This is a genomic window from Phytohabitans rumicis (assembly GCF_011764445.1).
In the GTDB taxonomy this organism is placed as follows: Bacteria; Actinomycetota; Actinomycetes; order Mycobacteriales; family Micromonosporaceae; genus Phytohabitans; species Phytohabitans rumicis.
The window spans coordinates 30,958-45,645 of record NZ_BLPG01000001.1 but is presented as its reverse complement, the minus strand read 5'-3'; the positions used below and the strand labels follow the sequence as shown (position 1 = coordinate 45,645).

At 71.8% G+C, this 14,688-nt stretch carries 15 protein-coding genes; 10 read left to right on the top strand and 5 right to left on the bottom strand.

From position 1 onward, the window contains the following. Positions 1 to 23 precede the first annotated feature (23 nt). Positions 24 to 1,145, top strand: coding sequence for an FAD-dependent oxidoreductase (locus tag Prum_RS00215; RefSeq protein ID WP_173072858.1), 1,122 nt, complete (start codon positions 24 to 26; stop codon positions 1,143 to 1,145). A gap of 10 nt (positions 1,146 to 1,155) precedes the next feature. Continuing rightward, positions 1,156 to 2,514, top strand: coding sequence for an FAD-binding oxidoreductase (locus tag Prum_RS00210; RefSeq protein WP_173072856.1), 1,359 nt, complete (start codon positions 1,156 to 1,158; stop codon positions 2,512 to 2,514). On the opposite strand, the gene Prum_RS00205 is transcribed toward Prum_RS00210, so the two are convergent. Beyond that, entirely contained in the window at positions 2,515 to 3,432 is a 918-nt protein-coding gene (locus tag Prum_RS00205; RefSeq protein WP_173072854.1) for a LysR family transcriptional regulator, read from the bottom strand. It lies immediately after the preceding gene. A 17-nt stretch (positions 3,433 to 3,449) separates the two neighbouring features. On the opposite strand from Prum_RS00205, the gene Prum_RS00200 reads away from it, so the two are divergent. Further along, on the top strand, positions 3,450 to 4,382 hold the full coding sequence (locus tag Prum_RS00200) for a LysR family transcriptional regulator (RefSeq protein ID WP_218576906.1): 933 nt from the start codon (positions 3,450 to 3,452) through the stop codon (positions 4,380 to 4,382). Here Prum_RS00200 and Prum_RS00195 read toward each other — a convergent pair. The 3 genes from Prum_RS00195 to Prum_RS00185 are packed head-to-tail and all read right to left on the bottom strand — an operon-like array spanning position 4,379 to position 8,032. Next, the gene (locus Prum_RS00195) at positions 4,379 to 5,353 is read right to left on the bottom strand and encodes an ABC transporter permease (protein ID WP_173072852.1); all 975 of its coding nucleotides are present in this window, start codon (positions 5,351 to 5,353) and stop codon (positions 4,379 to 4,381) included. The genes Prum_RS00200 and Prum_RS00195 overlap by 4 nt on opposite strands. Continuing rightward, positions 5,350 to 6,894: a sugar ABC transporter ATP-binding protein gene (locus Prum_RS00190; protein WP_173072850.1), complete on the bottom strand. Its 1,545-nt coding sequence runs from the start codon at positions 6,892 to 6,894 to the stop codon at positions 5,350 to 5,352. Before Prum_RS00190 ends, Prum_RS00195 begins: the two co-directional genes overlap by 4 nt. Position 6,895: 1 nt before the next feature. Then, the gene (locus Prum_RS00185) at positions 6,896 to 8,032 is read right to left on the bottom strand and encodes a sugar ABC transporter substrate-binding protein (protein ID WP_173072848.1); all 1,137 of its coding nucleotides are present in this window, start codon (positions 8,030 to 8,032) and stop codon (positions 6,896 to 6,898) included. A gap of 384 nt (positions 8,033 to 8,416) precedes the next feature. Between Prum_RS00185 and Prum_RS00180 the strand changes: the two genes are divergently transcribed. The 7 genes from Prum_RS00180 (at position 8,417) to Prum_RS00150 (ending at position 13,354) form a co-directional block, all read left to right on the top strand. Further along, positions 8,417 to 8,950, top strand: a complete 534-nt coding sequence (locus Prum_RS00180) for a hypothetical protein (RefSeq protein WP_173072846.1) — start codon at positions 8,417 to 8,419, stop codon at positions 8,948 to 8,950. 7 nt (positions 8,951 to 8,957) lie between these two features. Then, entirely contained in the window at positions 8,958 to 9,209 is a 252-nt protein-coding gene (locus tag Prum_RS00175) for an SCO4848 family membrane protein (protein ID WP_173072844.1), read from the top strand. A gap of 303 nt (positions 9,210 to 9,512) precedes the next feature. Beyond that, positions 9,513 to 10,451: a hypothetical protein gene (locus tag Prum_RS00170; protein ID WP_173072842.1), complete on the top strand. Its 939-nt coding sequence runs from the start codon at positions 9,513 to 9,515 to the stop codon at positions 10,449 to 10,451. A gap of 59 nt (positions 10,452 to 10,510) precedes the next feature. Further along, positions 10,511 to 11,008 (top strand): helix-turn-helix domain-containing protein, encoded by a 498-nt coding sequence (locus Prum_RS00165; protein ID WP_173072840.1) that lies wholly within the window; start codon positions 10,511 to 10,513, stop codon positions 11,006 to 11,008. Between the two features lie 384 nt (positions 11,009 to 11,392). Further along, the gene (locus Prum_RS00160) at positions 11,393 to 11,773 is read left to right on the top strand and encodes a hypothetical protein (RefSeq protein ID WP_173072838.1); all 381 of its coding nucleotides are present in this window, start codon (positions 11,393 to 11,395) and stop codon (positions 11,771 to 11,773) included. Next, on the top strand, positions 11,770 to 12,660 hold the full coding sequence (locus tag Prum_RS00155; protein ID WP_173072836.1) for a DUF2637 domain-containing protein: 891 nt from the start codon (positions 11,770 to 11,772) through the stop codon (positions 12,658 to 12,660). The genes Prum_RS00160 and Prum_RS00155 overlap by 4 nt, the downstream gene beginning before the upstream one ends. 112 nt (positions 12,661 to 12,772) lie before the next feature. Then, positions 12,773 to 13,354, top strand: a complete 582-nt coding sequence (locus tag Prum_RS00150; protein ID WP_173072834.1) for an NUDIX hydrolase — start codon at positions 12,773 to 12,775, stop codon at positions 13,352 to 13,354. On the opposite strand, the gene Prum_RS00145 is transcribed toward Prum_RS00150, so the two are convergent. Then, a complete protein-coding gene (locus Prum_RS00145) occupies positions 13,345 to 14,670 on the bottom strand; it encodes a helix-turn-helix domain-containing protein (RefSeq protein ID WP_173072832.1) in 1,326 nt (441 codons plus the stop codon). The two genes, Prum_RS00150 and Prum_RS00145, sit on opposite strands and share 10 nt — an antisense overlap. Positions 14,671 to 14,688 lie beyond the last annotated feature (18 nt).

Below are 14,688 nucleotides of genomic sequence, written 5' to 3'. Positions count from 1 at the left end.
CCCCATCTGAAGGAGGGACGACTATGGCGGACGTGCTGGTCGTGGGCGGCGGCATCACCGGGTCGACGCTCGCGCTCGCCCTGGCCCGGCGCGGCGTGCGGGTCGTCCTCGTCGAGCAGCGCACCGAGTGGACCGGCATCGGGCATGGGATCACCATCCAGGGGAACGCGCTGCGGGCGTTCCGCGAGGTCGGCGTCCTCGACGAGCTGCTCGCCCGGGGTGTGCCGTTCGACCGGCTGCGGCTGCGGAACGCCGCCGACGGCGCGCTCATCGCCGACCTGACCACGCCGCGCACCGGCGGCCCCGACCTGCCGGCCACGCTGGGGGCGCTGCGCTCCGACCTCGCCGGGATTCTGGCCCGGGCGGTCCGCGCCGCCGGCGTCGACGTCCGGCTGGGCACCACGGTCACCGCGATCGACGACGACGGCGCCGGCGTCACCGCTACGCTCGCCGACGGTACGACCGAGCGGGTCGACCTGCTGGTCGGCGCCGACGGCATCCGCTCGCAGGTACGCCAGATGCTCGGCATCACCACCGTCCCCCGGCCGGTCGGGATGGGGATCTGGCGCGTCGTGGCGCCCCGGCCGCCGGAGATGGACTGCGCCGAGGTGTACTACAACGGCCCGAAGTTCAAGGCCGGCTACAGCCCCATCTCAGCCGACCACTGCTACGCGTACCTGCTGGAGGAGAACCTCGATCCGGCCTTCATCGGCGAGCACCCGCACGGCAAGGTGCTCAAGGAGCGTGCCGAGGGGTACGGCGGCACGTGGGGCCGCATCCGGGCCGGGCTCGCCGACGACGCCGTCGTCAACTACCAGTGGATCGAGTCGATCCTGGTGCCGGAGCCGTGGTACCGGGGCCGCTGCGTCGTCGTCGGCGACGCCGTCCACGCGTGCCCGCCGCTGCTCGCCCAGGGCGCCGCGATGTGCGCCGAGGACGCCGTGGTCCTCGCCGAGCTGCTCACCTCGGGCGCCGGCGTCGACGCCGTGCTGCCCGCGTTCATGGCCCGGCGGTACCCGCGGGTCAAGCTGGTCCTTTCCAGCAGCCTCCGCCTGGCGGAGTGGGAGATCCATCCGGGTACGCCGGGCGCGGACCCGGCCGGGATCATGACCCGGACGCTGTCCGCGCTGCAGGCCGCGGCCTGAGGAGGATTGGTTGTTCGACGGGACGCTGATCCTGCGCGGCGAGCCGGGCTTCGAGGCGGCTCGCACCGCGCGCGTGTTCAACCGCGCGCTGCCGGACCGGCAGCCGGCCGGGGTGCTCCAGGTGGCCACCGAGGAGGACGTCGTACGCGGCGTCCGGCTGGCCCGGGAGCGGGGCTGGCGGGTCGCCGTCCGCTCCGGCGGGCACAGCTGGCCCCAGTGGTCGGTACGCGCGGACGCCCTGGTGCTTGACCTGGCCGGGCTGCGCGAGCTGTCGTACGCCGCGGCGACCGGCATCGCGGTGGCCTCGCCCGCGATCCAGGGCGGGCTGGAGCTGGATCCGTTCCTGGAAAAGCACGGCCGCTTCTTCGGCGGTGGCCACTGCCCGACCGTCGGCCTCGGCGGCTTCCTGCTGCAGGGCGGCCAGGGCTGGAACGCCCGCGGCTGGGGCTGGGCGGCGGAGTCCGTGGCGGCGGTCGACGTGGTGACCGCCGGCGGCGAGCTGGTCCGCGCCGACGCCACCACCAACACCGACCTCTACTGGGCCGCCCGCGGCGCGGGACCCGGCTTCTGCGGTGTGGTGACCCGGTTCCACCTGCGCACCCGGCCGCGCTTCCGGCACCTGGCGCAGACCGTGCAGGCGTACCGGATGGCGGACTTCGACGAGGTGATGACCTGGCTGCACGGGATGCACGGCACGGTCGCGGACAGCGTGGAGATCGTCGCCGTCGCCAAGACCGAGCCGGACCTGTCGCCCGAGCCGGTGCTGCTGGTGACCGCGGTGGCGCTGGTCGACAGCGCCGAGGAGGCCCAGGCCGCGCTCGCCCCGTTCCGCGGCTGCCCGGCGCTCGGCCGCGCCCTGATGGTCCTGGACGCGCAGCCGAGCAGCCTGGCCGAGCAGCGCGAACGCCAGCTGCGGGACAACCCCGAGGGGCACCGCTGGGTGGTCGACAACGCCTGGCTCACCGGCCCGCCCGCGCAGGTGGTGCCGGCGATCCGCGCCGCGTTCACCCGGCTGCCGAGCGCCAAGGCGTTCACCATCTGGTTCAGCATGGCGCCGCTGCGGACGCTGCCGGACATGGCCCTGTCGTTGCAGTCGGAGATCTACCTGGCCAGCTACGTCCCGTCGGTCGAGCCCGAGGACGACGGGCCCAACCGGGCCTGGCTGGCAGGCGCGATGGCCGACCTCGAACCGGTCACGCTCGGCCAGTACCTCGGCGACGGCGACCTGGCCCGGCGGCAGGTCCGCTTCCTGTCCGACGAGGCGTGGGACCGGCTGCGCGAGATCCGGGCGGTACGCGACCCGGACGGCCTGTTCGCCGGCTACCTGGCCGGGCCGGAGGGCGCCCGCAACGCCAACCACTGGGCCTGACTACACCTTCCGCAACAGCTGCCCCACCTCGTCGAAGCGCTGGAGCAGCCAGCGGTGCGCGGCGTCCGCCAGCCGGGTGCTGGCGAACCAGTACCCCTCGATGAGCTCGACCTCGCCGAACGGCGGCTCGACCAGCGCCAGCGGCCCGTGCGGCGCGGCGTGGACGCGGGCCAGCCGCTCCGGCACCACGGCCACCATGTCGGTGCCCTCGATCACGAACGGCAGCGGCAGCCAGCCGGCCACCTGCACCTCGATCCGCCGTTCGATGCGCTGCTCGTCGAAGGCGCGGTCGACCGGGGTCAGGTTGCCCCGGCCGAAGGTGGCGACGGCGTGCGGCAGGGCGGCCAGGTCCGCCACCGTCAGCGCGCCGCCGGCCAGCCGGGGGTTGCCCGGGTCGACCAGGCACACGAACCGGTCCTGCCACAGCAGCCGCGACTGGCCCGGGAAGCCGTACCCGAGCGGCCCGATCAGGATGTCGTAGTCCACCAGGACCCGCTCGGACGTGCGTACGTCCGGGCCGAGGTGGTCGACCTGCAGCCGGATGTGCGGCGCCAGCTCGCGGATCCGGGCGAGCAGCGGGTCGTGGACGACGGCGATCGCGTAGTCGCTCATGGTGAAGCGGAACAGCCGTTCGGAGGTGCCCGGGTCGAAGTCCTCGTCGATGTGCAGGGCGGCGTTGATGAGGCGGACCGCCTCCTGGACCTCGGGGAGCAGCTCGGCGCCGAGCGGGGTCAGCTCGTAGTCGCGCCCGCGCCGGGTGAGCAGCTCGTCGTCGAACCGGCGGCGCAGCTTGGCCAGCGCCACGCTCATCGCCGGCTGGCCCATCTTCAGCCGCCGGCCGGCCCGGGTGACGTTGCTCTCCTCCAGCAGCGCCTTCAGACACGTCAGCAGGTTGAGGTCCATACCGCCGAGCGCCATGAGCTCATCTCTACCATGTGAACATCACTGTCCGTACGGTCGACGCGAACCTGCTGATCGCGCTGCACGCCCTGCTGGAGGAGCGGAACCTCACCCACGCGGGGGCCCGGCTGCACATGAGCCAGCCGGCGATGAGCGGCGCCCTGACCCGACTGCGGGCCCACTTCGACGACCCCCTGCTGGTACGCAGCGGCCGCGACTTCCAACTCACCGAGCTGGCCGAGCGGCTGCGGCCGGTGGTCGCCGAGGCCGTCCAGTCGGCGCAGGCGCTGCTCGGCGAGGCGCGCGCCTTCGAGCCGGACAAGGCCACCCGGTGCTTCACCGTGAGCCTCTCCGAGTACGCCATGACCGTGCTGGCCCGGCCGCTGATCCGGGCCCTGCAGGAGCAGGCGCCCGGCTGCTCCGTCTCGTTCGACACGTTGCCGGCCGCGCGGGCGGACTTCGAGAGCTACCTGACCCGGCGCGACCTGGTCATCGGGCCGCTCGGCTTCGACTTCCCCGGCGACCGCCAGCCGATCTTCACCGACGAGCTGGTGTGCCTGGTCGCCCGGGACCACCCCCGGCTGGTCGACGGCGCGCTCACCCTGGACGACCTGCGGGAGATGCCGCACGCGGTGGCGGAGTTCGCCGCGGCGGGGCCGGTCAAGCGCCCCCTGGAGGTGCTCGCCGAGCGGTACGGCCTGGCCGAGCGGACCGTCCAGGTGACGGTGACGAGCCTGCTCACCCTGCCGTACGCCATCACCGGTACCGAACTGTGCGCCTTCGTCCCGTACCGGCTGGCCCGCCGGTGCATGGACATCCTGGACCTGGCGGTGGCCCAGACGCCGGTGCCGGCGGTGCAGATCACCGAGGCGGCGCACTGGCACCCGCGGCGCGTCGACGACCCCGCCGGCCGCTGGCTCCGCGCCCTGCTCCACTCGGTTGCCGTCGGCTTAGAGGACGCCGGCTAGCCAGCTCGGCCGCGGTGGCGGCCCAGGTAGGTGGACAGGCCGACCGCCGCCAGCAGCGCGGCGCCGTTGAAGACCGGGCTGACCCACGCCTGGGCGCCGGCCAGGGTCAGCCCGCTGACCGCCACCGAGACGAACAGCACCCCGATCAGCGTCCCGATCACGTTGAAGAAGCCCGGGCGGACGGCGGTCGCGCCGAGGAACGCCGCCGCCAGGGCCGGGAAGAGCAGGCTGGTGCCGCTGTCCGCGGTCGCGCTGCCGGTGCGGGCCAGTTGCAGGATGCCGACCACGGCGGCGATCGTCCCGGCCAGCACGAAGGAGACCGTGACGTACCGGTCGGAGCGGATGCCGACCAGCGTCGCCGCGCGCGGGTTGGCGCCGATCGCGTACAGCGAACGGCCGTACGGGGTCTGCGCCAGCAGGTACCACAGCAGCGCGGCGACCAGCAGCACCACGTACACCACCCGCGGGATGCCGAACAGGGTGGCCGAGCCGAACCGCACCAGCCCGGGGGAGATGCCGGCGAGGATGGTCTGGCCGCCGGTGTACCACTGGATGATCCCGCCGAGCAGGGTGGCGGCGGCGAGCGTGGTGACGAACGAGCTGAGCCGGTAGCGGGTCACCAGGACGCCGTTCACCAGCCCGATGACGGCGCCGAGCAGCACGCACAGCACGCAGGCCAGGGCGAGCGGTACGCCGTGGCGGGACATCAGCCCGGCGCACAGCACGGTCGCGGTGGCCGCGTTGGCGCCGAGCGAGAAGTCGAAGTAGCCGCTGACCAGCGGGATGATCGCGGCCAGCGCCAGCAGCGCCACCGTGGCCTGGTTGCCCAGCAGCACCGACAGGTTCGGCATCGACAGGAACACGTCGCGGCTGCTGGGCAGCACCGCGAAGAACGCGCCCAGGACGACCAGCAGCGCCAGCAGCGCGTAGCTCTCGGCCAGGGCCCGCGGGTTGAGCCGGCTTTGCGTCATGACGGGACTCCTGTCGACAGGACCGAGGACTGGGTGGCGGCGGTCAGGTGCTCCGGGGTGAGCCGCTCCCCGCGCAGTTCGGCGGCGATCCGCCCGCCGGCCAGCACCACGACCCGGTCGCAGAGCGTGCTCAGCTCCAGGAAGTCGGACGAGGCGACGACCACCCCGCACCCGGTGGACACCGACCGGCGGATCGTGCGGTAGATGTCGGCGCGGGACATGATGTCGACGCCCTGGGTCGGCTCGTCCAGCAACAGCAGGCGGGGCTCGCGGCGCAGCCACCGGGCGAGGATCGCCTTCTGCTGGTTGCCGCCGGACAGCGCGGAGAAGGCGCTCTCCACCGATCCGGCCTTGACCCGGTGCCGGCGTACCAGGGCCTCGGCGCTGTCCCGCTCGTCGGCGGTGGCCATGCCGCGCGGCCGCCAGAACATGCGCAGCACCGACGCGGACAGGTTCTCCCGGACGGTCAGCTCGGCGAACGACGACTCCGCGACCCGGTCCTCAGCCACGTACGCCACGCCCTGCGCCATCCGGGCCCGGACGTCCTCGGTGCCGCGCTGGCGCCGGCCGTCGATCCAGATGTCGCCGGCGCGCGGCGGGTGCAGCCCGAAGACCGTACGCAGCAGCGACGACCGCCCGCTGCCGACCAGGCCGGTGACGCCGACGATCTCGCCGGGCGCCACGGTGAGCGACACGCCCCGCAGCGGGCCGGCCGCCAGGTCGGTGACCCGCAGCGCGGCGGCGCCGTCGTGCTGCGCCGCGCAGACCTGCGGGTCCGGCGCCGTGGCAGCGATCTCCTGGCCGGTCATCAGGGCGATCAGCCGCTGCTCGGTCGGCTCGGCCGCCACCAGGGTGGCCACCGTGCGCCCATCGCGGAACACGGTGAAGTCGTGGGCGGTGGCGAGCACCTCCGGCATGCGGTGGCTGACCAGCAGGATGGTCTGGCCTAGCTCGGCCCGGCGCCGGATCGCCGCCAGGAGCAGTTCCGACTCGTGCGCCGGGAGCGTCGCGGTCGGCTCGTCGAGCACCAGGACGGCGCTCTCGGATTCCTGGTCCTGCAGGGCGCGCGCGATCGCGACCATGGTGCGCTGGGCCGGACGCAGGCCGCCCACCGGCGTACCCGGGGTGGCGGCGATCTCGAAGCGGTCGAGCAGCGCGGCCACCCGGCGGTCGAGCTGCCGCCAGCGCACCGACCCCAGCCTGGTCGTCGGGTAGCCGCCGTCCAGGGCGAAGTTCTCCGCGATCGACAGCGAGTCGAACAGGCCGAGATCCTGGTGTACGAAGCGGAGCCCCGCGTGCCGGGCGGCCGCGGCGGACCAGCCGTCCGCGGCCCATTCGGCGGTACCGACGTGGATGGTGCCCGCGTCCGCCGGGTAGACCCCGGCCAGGATCTTGATCGCGGTGGACTTGCCCGACCCGTTGCCGCCCAGCAGGGCGTGCACGGTGCCGCCGCGCAGGGCGAGCTCGGCACCGTCCAACGCCCTGGTGGGACCGAAGGACTTCGACAGCCCGGTCAGCCGGACCAGCACGTCCCCGGACATCTCAGCCGAGTCCCCAGAGCTTGCGGTACGCCGCCTTGAAGTCGACACCGCCCTCGTAGTCCCCGGATGCCGGCAGGTTGTGGTCCTTGTCGACCATCTGGAAACCGTCGCCCTGCACCTGCGGCGTCTCGCCGTTCAGCACCCGGATCGCGGTGTCCACCGAGCCGTAGGCGCCCCACGCCGACGCGTACCCGAGGGCGCCGAACGCGAAGCCGGCGGTGCGGATCAGGTCCATTGTGGAGGCGTCGCCGAACCCGCTGGAGACCGACAGTTGGGTGGCCCGCCCGGAGGACTGGATGGACTGCGACAGCCCCGCCTGCATCCAGCCGCCGACCGGGATCGAGATGGCGTTGACCGCGGTGTTCTGCAGCAGCGCGGTGGAGAACTTCTGGGCCATGGCGTTGCCGGCCATGTCGTTGTTGGAGATCTCCAGGGTGGTCGCGATCGAGCAGCCGGAGCAGGTCGCCAACTCCTCCTTGAAGCCCTCGGTGATCCACGGGCCCCACAGCGGGTCGGTGAAGGTCAGCAGGAGCACCTTGGCGCTGCCGCCGGTGCGGCCGATCAGCCACTGCGCCTGCAACTTGCCGTTGAGCTTCCAGTAGTCCTTGATCGAGACCTTGTCCAGTTGCAGCCGTTCGCTGGCCATCAGCTTCTGGCCGCCGGCGGCGTCGCAGTCGGCGCCCCCGCCGCCGATGATCTTCGAGCCGGCGGCGACCGCCTCCTGCATCGGCGCCTGCACCGACACGCAGTCGATCCCGACCGGGATGATGATGTCGGCCTTGGCGCTGGCGGCTTGGCGGATGCAGTTGCCCCACCCGCCGGGGTTGAGCTGGCCGTCGCACATCTTGCTCTCCCAACCGAGCGCCTTCGCGGCCTCCTGCACCGCCGCGACCGGGGTGGCGCAGGACGGCACCTGCTGCCCGCAGGACACCACCCACAGGTTGACGCCGGACTTGGGCTTCGTGGCGACCGTCGGGGGCGTGCCGGTGACTCCCTGGTACGCGGCGGTCAGCGCCGCCGCGGCCGCGGAGTTCGTCGAGCCGCTGGCCGTACCCTCCGTCGAGGAGTCCGCGGACGAGCAGCCCGCCAGCAGGGCCGTGCTCACCGCAACAAGCGCGCCGAGCGCGCGCAATCTCATGTGTCGGTTCATGGATCACTCCAGGGGGAGGTCACGTCAGCCCGCTCGGGCTGGGCCCCCGGTGGGGTGCTGCGAGTGAAACAGCCCTCACTTGTGTTACGGAATTCTTTCCTCGACATGACAGTGATCCGCCCTAGCTATGGTTCCCTCCCTTGACCTAGCCTCCTAGGACGCCCCAGCGCGTGTGTCCCGCGCCACCGCGCCGCCCCCTCTCCTCGCCGCCCCTCTTGTCGCCGCCCCTCTTCTCGTCGATCAAGGGCGAACGGCCGTGCTTTGATCTCCGATCCACGACCCTTTGCCCTTGATCGACGCGGAATCCCTTGATCGATCCCCCTCGAATAGATCATCTAGAGTCGCGGGGCACCCTCACACGGAAAGAGCCTCATGCGACGCACCCTTGCCCTCACCCTGGCCTGCCTCGTCTTCGCCGCCTCCTGCTCCGACCCGGCGCGGAGCCCGGCCGCGGACCCCACCACACCGGCGCCCGCCGCCCCCGCGACGACCGCGGGCGAGCCGCTCGACGGCACCGAGATGGACCTTGAGGGCGTGTTCACCCCGGCGGTGGCCTGCGAGACGGCCGACCTGATGTACCGGAACCTCGACGAGCTGTCGCAGGAGCACATCCGGGCCGGCGTCGCGGCCGAGCGCAGCGGCGACAAGGCCGGCGTCGCCCAGGCGCTCGCGGCGCTGGAACCGCTCCTCACCAGCACCTCGGCGACCTTCGCGGACACCGCCGGCAAGGTCGCCGACCCCGTCTTGAAGGACGCGCTCACCAGCCTCTCCGCGTCGGCGGCGAAGGCGGCGACGTTCACCACGTTCGCGGAGTTCAACACCCTGGCGGCGTTGACCGCGCCGGCGGAGGTCACCCTGAAGCGGGAGTGCCCGAAAGCCGGGTACGTGCTGAAGAACATCCAGTAGGGGCACCATGACCATCTCGCGCGGCTGGGCCGCCTTCCTGACCGGCGTCGGCGTGTGGACCTGGGTCATCTGGCCACGGTTCGCCCTGGCCATCTGGAAGGACGGCCGCTCCTGGTCCACCGGCCGGGTCGGCGACGGCACCCCGACCAGCTTCCTGTGGGTACACGCGCTGCTGATCGGCGCGTCACTGGCCATCGGCACCGCCGTCGGCGTCCTCGGCATCCGCGCCTGGCGCGCCGCCCGCCGCAAGCCCAGCTAGCGGCGCGCCGACGGCCGAGCTCGGCGTCGATCAAGGGATTCCGCGTCGATCAAGGGCAAACGGTCGTGGATCGGAGATCAAAGCACAGCCGTATGCCCTTGATCGACGCGGAGAGGCGGGCGGCGCGGGTGGCGTGGCGCGGGCGGCGCGGGCGGGCGGCGCGCGCGGGCGGCGCGGGGGCGGGGAGAGGCGGGCGCCCGGCGCGGGGTGTTCAAGGTTGTCCAACCTTGTCCGGGGGTGGGGGCGTGGGCGGGGGAGGGCGGGCATCATTCCGGGAACGCGGGGGCGGATCCGGGAGGGTGGATGGTGAGACGGATGCTCGCGGCGGCCTGCCTGCTCGCGCTTGTGGGCGCGCTGGCCGCGTGTGGCGAGGAGGAGAAGCAGTCCATCGGCTGGCCGTGCAACCTGCTCACCGAGGACGAGGTGGAGGAGGCGTTCGGCGTGCCGGTGGTGGAGGAATCGGGGGTCACCGGGACCGACCTGACCACCTGCCGGTGGAAAGGTACCGGGCAGACCGACGATGCGGTGGTGGAGCTGCGCACCGCGCGGACCCTGGACCTGGTCGCGGACTACGGCTCGCTGGACACGCGGGACGAGCCCTGGGTGCGCGACACGCTCGCGTTCGACGGGAACCCGGGCACCGGGGAGGGCAAGACGCTGGTGTTCGCGGACAAGGGCCGCAGCCTGGGCATCCAATGCCGGCACGTGGCCGACGGCGGCCGCTGGGCGGCGGAGACCTGCGCCGATCTCGCCGAGCGGGCGCTGGGCCGGGTCGCGGACGACGACCTCGACCCGGCCGGCAAGGTGGCCGCGCAGGACGTCTGCGACCTGCTCACCGAGGAGGAGGTCCGGGACCTCACGGGGGTGCGGACCGCGGTGAACGAGGGTGTCGAGGAGGACACGCCGCTCGGGGAGCGCGGATTCGAGAGCTTCGAGTGCCGGTGGGTGGAGTCCGGTGCCCCCGCGGACGACCTGAACCGCGGCCTGGTGACCGTCTGGGTGCAGTTGCGCCTCGCCGACCAGTGCGACGAACCGGTCGGCGGCACCGGGATGTTCGACAAGGGCGCAGAGTCGTACCAGGTCATTACCGACACCCAGGCGCGGGTCGGTGCGGCCAAGGGCGAGTACTGCCTGCACGTTCAGGCGGACAAGACCGCCATCTGGCGGTTCGGCGGCGACCTGACCGAGGACGAGGCCAGCAAGCTGCTCGACAGTGCGGCGGAGCGTCTCGACGCGGCGTGAGGTGTTCGACCCTTCCCGGGACTTGCTTTGATGAGAGGCGGGTTCCGGGAAGGAGCAATGTGGACGATGTACCGGCGGTCGCGGCGGCGGCGCGTACCGTGGCGGAGCTGGCGGCGGTGCTGCGCGGCCTGCGGCAGCGGCAGGCCCGGGTGGCGGGCGCGCACCGGGTCAGCTACCGGGCGCTGGCCAAGCAGGCGGGCTGGTCGCACGGCATCGTCGGTGGGTACCTGTCGGGCACCAGCCTGGCCCCCGCGGACCGGTTCGACGTGCTGATCCGGCTGCTCGGCGCGACCCCGGCCGAGCAGCGGGCGCTCGCGACCGCGCGGGACCAGGTCGAAGAGCGTCGGCGGGGCGCTGTGCCGCCGGCGGTTCCGGCCCATCGGGTACGCCCGGCGCCGCGGCACCTGCCCGGGGATGTCGCCGGGTTCACCGGCCGGCATCGGGAGCTGGCCGAGCTGGACGCGCTCGCCGCCACCCCGCCCGAGCGGCGCACCGCCGTGGTCATCTCGTCGGTGTCCGGCACCGCCGGGGTCGGCAAGCCGAACCCGGAAAACTAACCCACAAAATCCTGCCCGGATCGAACCGCTTTGATCCGATAGGCGGCCCCGGTCAACCCGCTCCGTGGGGACCGACACCGACGTCCCCCGGTCCGTTCGCGCGTTTCCAGCGTACGGCACCAGAGTTGATCGACACCCGCGCATTGGCGACCGACCGGCCGCGCCGTGACCCAACCGGCGCGATCCCGAGCGGGTCCGCGCGCACTCACACCGGCGCGCGGCCCCGGCCGTGCGCAGGTCCCCGTAACCCCTGACCTTCCTGGCCCGCCGAGCGGGCCGGGTCGATGGCGCGTGCCTCGCGGGGCCAAGCCTCCCGATGGCCAACCGGCGCCCGGCGCCCCGGTGGGCGCCCCCCGAACCCTTGCCAGCAAAGGACTTCACGCCATGACAGGCACCCACGAACACACCAACCCTCAACTACAACCGACCCCAACCGGTCGCGCCGACCGGCACCCGCCGTGGTGCGACCGGTCCCGGTGCACCGCCGATCCGGCCCGCGAAGCAAACGGCTACCGGCCCGATCTCGGGGGCGAGCACCGGTCCGCCCCGGTCCCGCTGAACCTGGCCACAGGCCAGTGGCTGCCCGTCCGGGATGGGACCGCATGGCTGACCGAGGCGTGCGCCCCGTGGCCGGGTGAGCCCTACCTGCGGGTGCAGGTGGGCGACATGCACCTGTCCATGCCCGCCGACAACGCCCGGCGGGTGCTGGATGCCCTCTCGACGCTGCTCGCGTCGGCCACTACCGCCTCGGAGGTGACCCCATGACCAAGTCTCGGACCGACAAGACCCTGTTGATCCTCACCGCGTTGTTCGTCGGCGGGCTCGCCATCGTCGCGGGCGCGATCAGCTTCTCGCACATGCGCGAGCTCGCCCTCCATCATGATCAGCTTGGCTGGAAGTCGTTGGCGTTCCCGATCAGTGTGGACGGGCTCGAAATCGTCGCGAGCCTCTACTTGGTGGCGCAGCGTCGCGCTGGGCGCCCCACCGGCCCGATTCCGTGGGTCGCGCTCGTTGTCGGCACCGCCGCGAGCCTCGCCGCGAACGTTGCGGTCGGCGGCGCGGACCCGATCGGCAAGGCGCTCGCCGGGTGGCCGGCGGTCTCCATGCTGGTGTCGATCAAGCTCCTGTTCGCCATGATCGACCACGCGAGAGTTGATCAGCGGACGACCGTCCGGGACGATCAGCGGACGTCCGCACCCGTCCCGGACGTCCCCGGGACCGTCCGCCAGACGGGACGGGACGAGCCCGCACGGTCCGGGACCGTCCCCGCCGGGCGGACGAACACCCCCGCGCCGTCCGCGACCGGCCCGGCCAATCGGCCCGCCGCGCCCATTACGGGCAGCAACAGCGGCGTGATCCAGCCCGCCCCCGGCGGCGCCGGTGACCCGGGCCGCCGGGCAACGCCGGTGGACGTCCGCACCGTGGCCAACATGATCCCGGCGGCGCGGGCGGCCCGCGAGACCCTCGCCGCCAAGGGCCGGTCACTGTCGCGGGATAACCTCGCCAACACGATGCGCGAGGACGGGCACGGCGTGTCCAACGAACGTGCTTCGCTGTTGTTGAAGATCCTCAAGGCGGAGCGAGACGTGACGGCGATCGTCGCGACGCCCGGCCGCGACGAGGTGGGGCTGCTGCCGGACATGGCGGCATGAAACGGGGCTAGGAGGAGGCGGACGCATCCGACGCCGAGGGCGCTGCTTCCGCGCCTTACCCCATTTGGCCCACCGAGCTGGGGGCCGGCAGCGCCGCCGGTAGGCTTCGCATGTGACGAGCGAGGACATCACCGAGCCCACGCAGTGGCGTATCCACGAAGAGCGGGTGGTGGACGACACGCGCCGCGCTCGCCTCAGCATCGCGCACGTCGAGTTGCCGGATGGTGTGACGTTCGAGCAGTACGTGCTACGCGTCCCGCGAGCGGCAATGGCGGTTGTGCTCGACGATTCAGACCGGGTCCTGATGATGTGGCGGCACCGCTTCGTCATCGATCGGTGGGTGTGGGAACTGCCCGGCGGATATGTGGACGAGACCGAGGACGCGGCCGTTACCGCAGCGCGCGAGGTCGAGGAGGAGACGGGTTGGCGGCCGACGAAGCTGGAACCGCTGATCGCGTTTCAACCGATGGTCGGCACTGCCGACGCGGAGAACTTGTTGTTCATCGGCTACGGGGCCGAGTACACCGGTACACCGGCAGACATCAACGAAGCCCAACGCGTAGAGTGGATCAGCCTGGACACGGTCCATGATCGGATCAGGCGCGGAGAGATCGTGGGCGCGGCGTCGGTAATTGGCCTACTGGCCGCGCTCGCACAACGTTCGGCGGCCGGTTCGCCTGGTGTTCACCATTGAGCAATGACGATCTTGGCGCGGTCCTCGAATTCCTTTACCCGTCGGTTGGTGCGCCACGGGCGGAGTTCTTGGCGTAGTCCGTCGATGTAGGTGATGGCGCGGGCCGATGAAACCTCGCCTGTCAGGTCTAGCGCCTCGTGCCCAACCGCGCACGCCTGGTCGATGTCCTCCTTGAGGACGTGGGCACCCGCGAGGAGTACTTGGTTGAACAGCTTGCCCCGAACGAAGCCAGGGCTCATGTCCAGCGATCTTCGGGCGAATCGCTCTGCTTGTGACTGCTTGCCCAACGCGCGGAAGCAGTGCCCGGAAATCGCGGCAAGGTATGCCTCATCGAGGTAGCTGATCCAGTGTGGACCCTCGGTGCGATCAGCCTTGCCAAGGAAGGTTTCGGCTTCCGTGATCGCGTCGGTGCACTCCTTTTCCTTGTGGAGCAGGGCGTAGGCGTGCGCTTTCATTGCGGACGCTTCGGCGACCAGAGCGGGCACGCGGGCGCGGATGGCGGTCCGGTGGGCGGCATGGGCGAGTTCAACTGCGGGCTGGGGTTGTCCGAGGAAGATCGCTTGGTGGCTCATACCGGCAAGAATCTCCGCACCAAGTGCACGGTCATGCGCGCCCATGGCCAGGCGCAGCGCCTGGATGAAGTATCGCTGCCCGAGCGAGTGATCTAGGCAGTCGTACGCAAGCCAGCCGGCCAACTGGGTGAGTTCGGCCACGGAGCTGAGGAAACCTCGTCCTAGCGCCTCGGGCGTGCTGCCACGAAGGACGGGGGCCACCTCGGCGTCTAGGTACTGCACAACGGCTGACCTGATTTGACCCGCTCCGTAGAGGTTGTCTAGGCGACGGAACGTCTTCGTCATCTCGCGGACCGTCTGTGTAGTCGGCGGCTCGCTCGCGGAGGCGGCAACTGCGTTCTGCTCGTTGAACAGGTCGAGCCAGCGCTGAACCGGGACTGCGAATGCGGTTGAGACGTAGGCGGCGTTACGCAGGAACTGGCGCCGTCCAGCGTCGCGCCGCCACAGGGTGGTCAAGGTTTCTATGCCCTCCATCCAGTCCATCGAGAACTCCAGCCCGGGTTCGTCGTCGCTCGCCTGCGGCCCTGCCGTCTGGCTTCGGGCTGCGATCGCGATGAGCTGGCCACCAGCCCCAAGGCAACGGTCACATGCCGCGATGACCTCAGGCAACGGCGGCTTGCGACCGGTTTCGATCTCGCAGATGTAGGCGTAGCTGTAGCTGGTGAGCGTGCCGAGTTTTCGCAGCGAGTAGCCACGAGCCCTCCGCCATCGTCGGAGCGCCTGTCCGACAGTTTCGCCGCTCACCCATGATCCTTCGCAACA

What these genes read in the sequence shown, in the direction of transcription:
- Prum_RS00205 (WP_173072854.1), bottom strand. Translation starts at nt 3,432, where the DNA reads ATGGCGCTCGGCGGTATGGACCTCAACCTGCTGACGTGTCTGAAGGCG.
- Prum_RS00170 (WP_173072842.1), top strand. Translation starts at nt 9,513, where the DNA reads ATGGTGAGACGGATGCTCGCGGCGGCCTGCCTGCTCGCGCTTGTGGGC.
- Prum_RS00190 (WP_173072850.1), bottom strand. Translation starts at nt 6,894, where the DNA reads ATGTCCGGGGACGTGCTGGTCCGGCTGACCGGGCTGTCGAAGTCCTTC.
- Prum_RS00155 (WP_173072836.1), top strand. Translation starts at nt 11,770, where the DNA reads ATGACCAAGTCTCGGACCGACAAGACCCTGTTGATCCTCACCGCGTTG.
- Prum_RS00185 (WP_173072848.1), bottom strand. Translation starts at nt 8,032, where the DNA reads ATGAGATTGCGCGCGCTCGGCGCGCTTGTTGCGGTGAGCACGGCCCTG.
- Prum_RS00175 (WP_173072844.1), top strand. Translation starts at nt 8,958, where the DNA reads ATGACCATCTCGCGCGGCTGGGCCGCCTTCCTGACCGGCGTCGGCGTG.
- Prum_RS00215 (WP_173072858.1), top strand. Translation starts at nt 24, where the DNA reads ATGGCGGACGTGCTGGTCGTGGGCGGCGGCATCACCGGGTCGACGCTC.
- Prum_RS00195 (WP_173072852.1), bottom strand. Translation starts at nt 5,353, where the DNA reads ATGACGCAAAGCCGGCTCAACCCGCGGGCCCTGGCCGAGAGCTACGCG.
- Prum_RS00180 (WP_173072846.1), top strand. Translation starts at nt 8,417, where the DNA reads ATGCGACGCACCCTTGCCCTCACCCTGGCCTGCCTCGTCTTCGCCGCC.
- Prum_RS00160 (WP_173072838.1), top strand. Translation starts at nt 11,393, where the DNA reads ATGACAGGCACCCACGAACACACCAACCCTCAACTACAACCGACCCCA.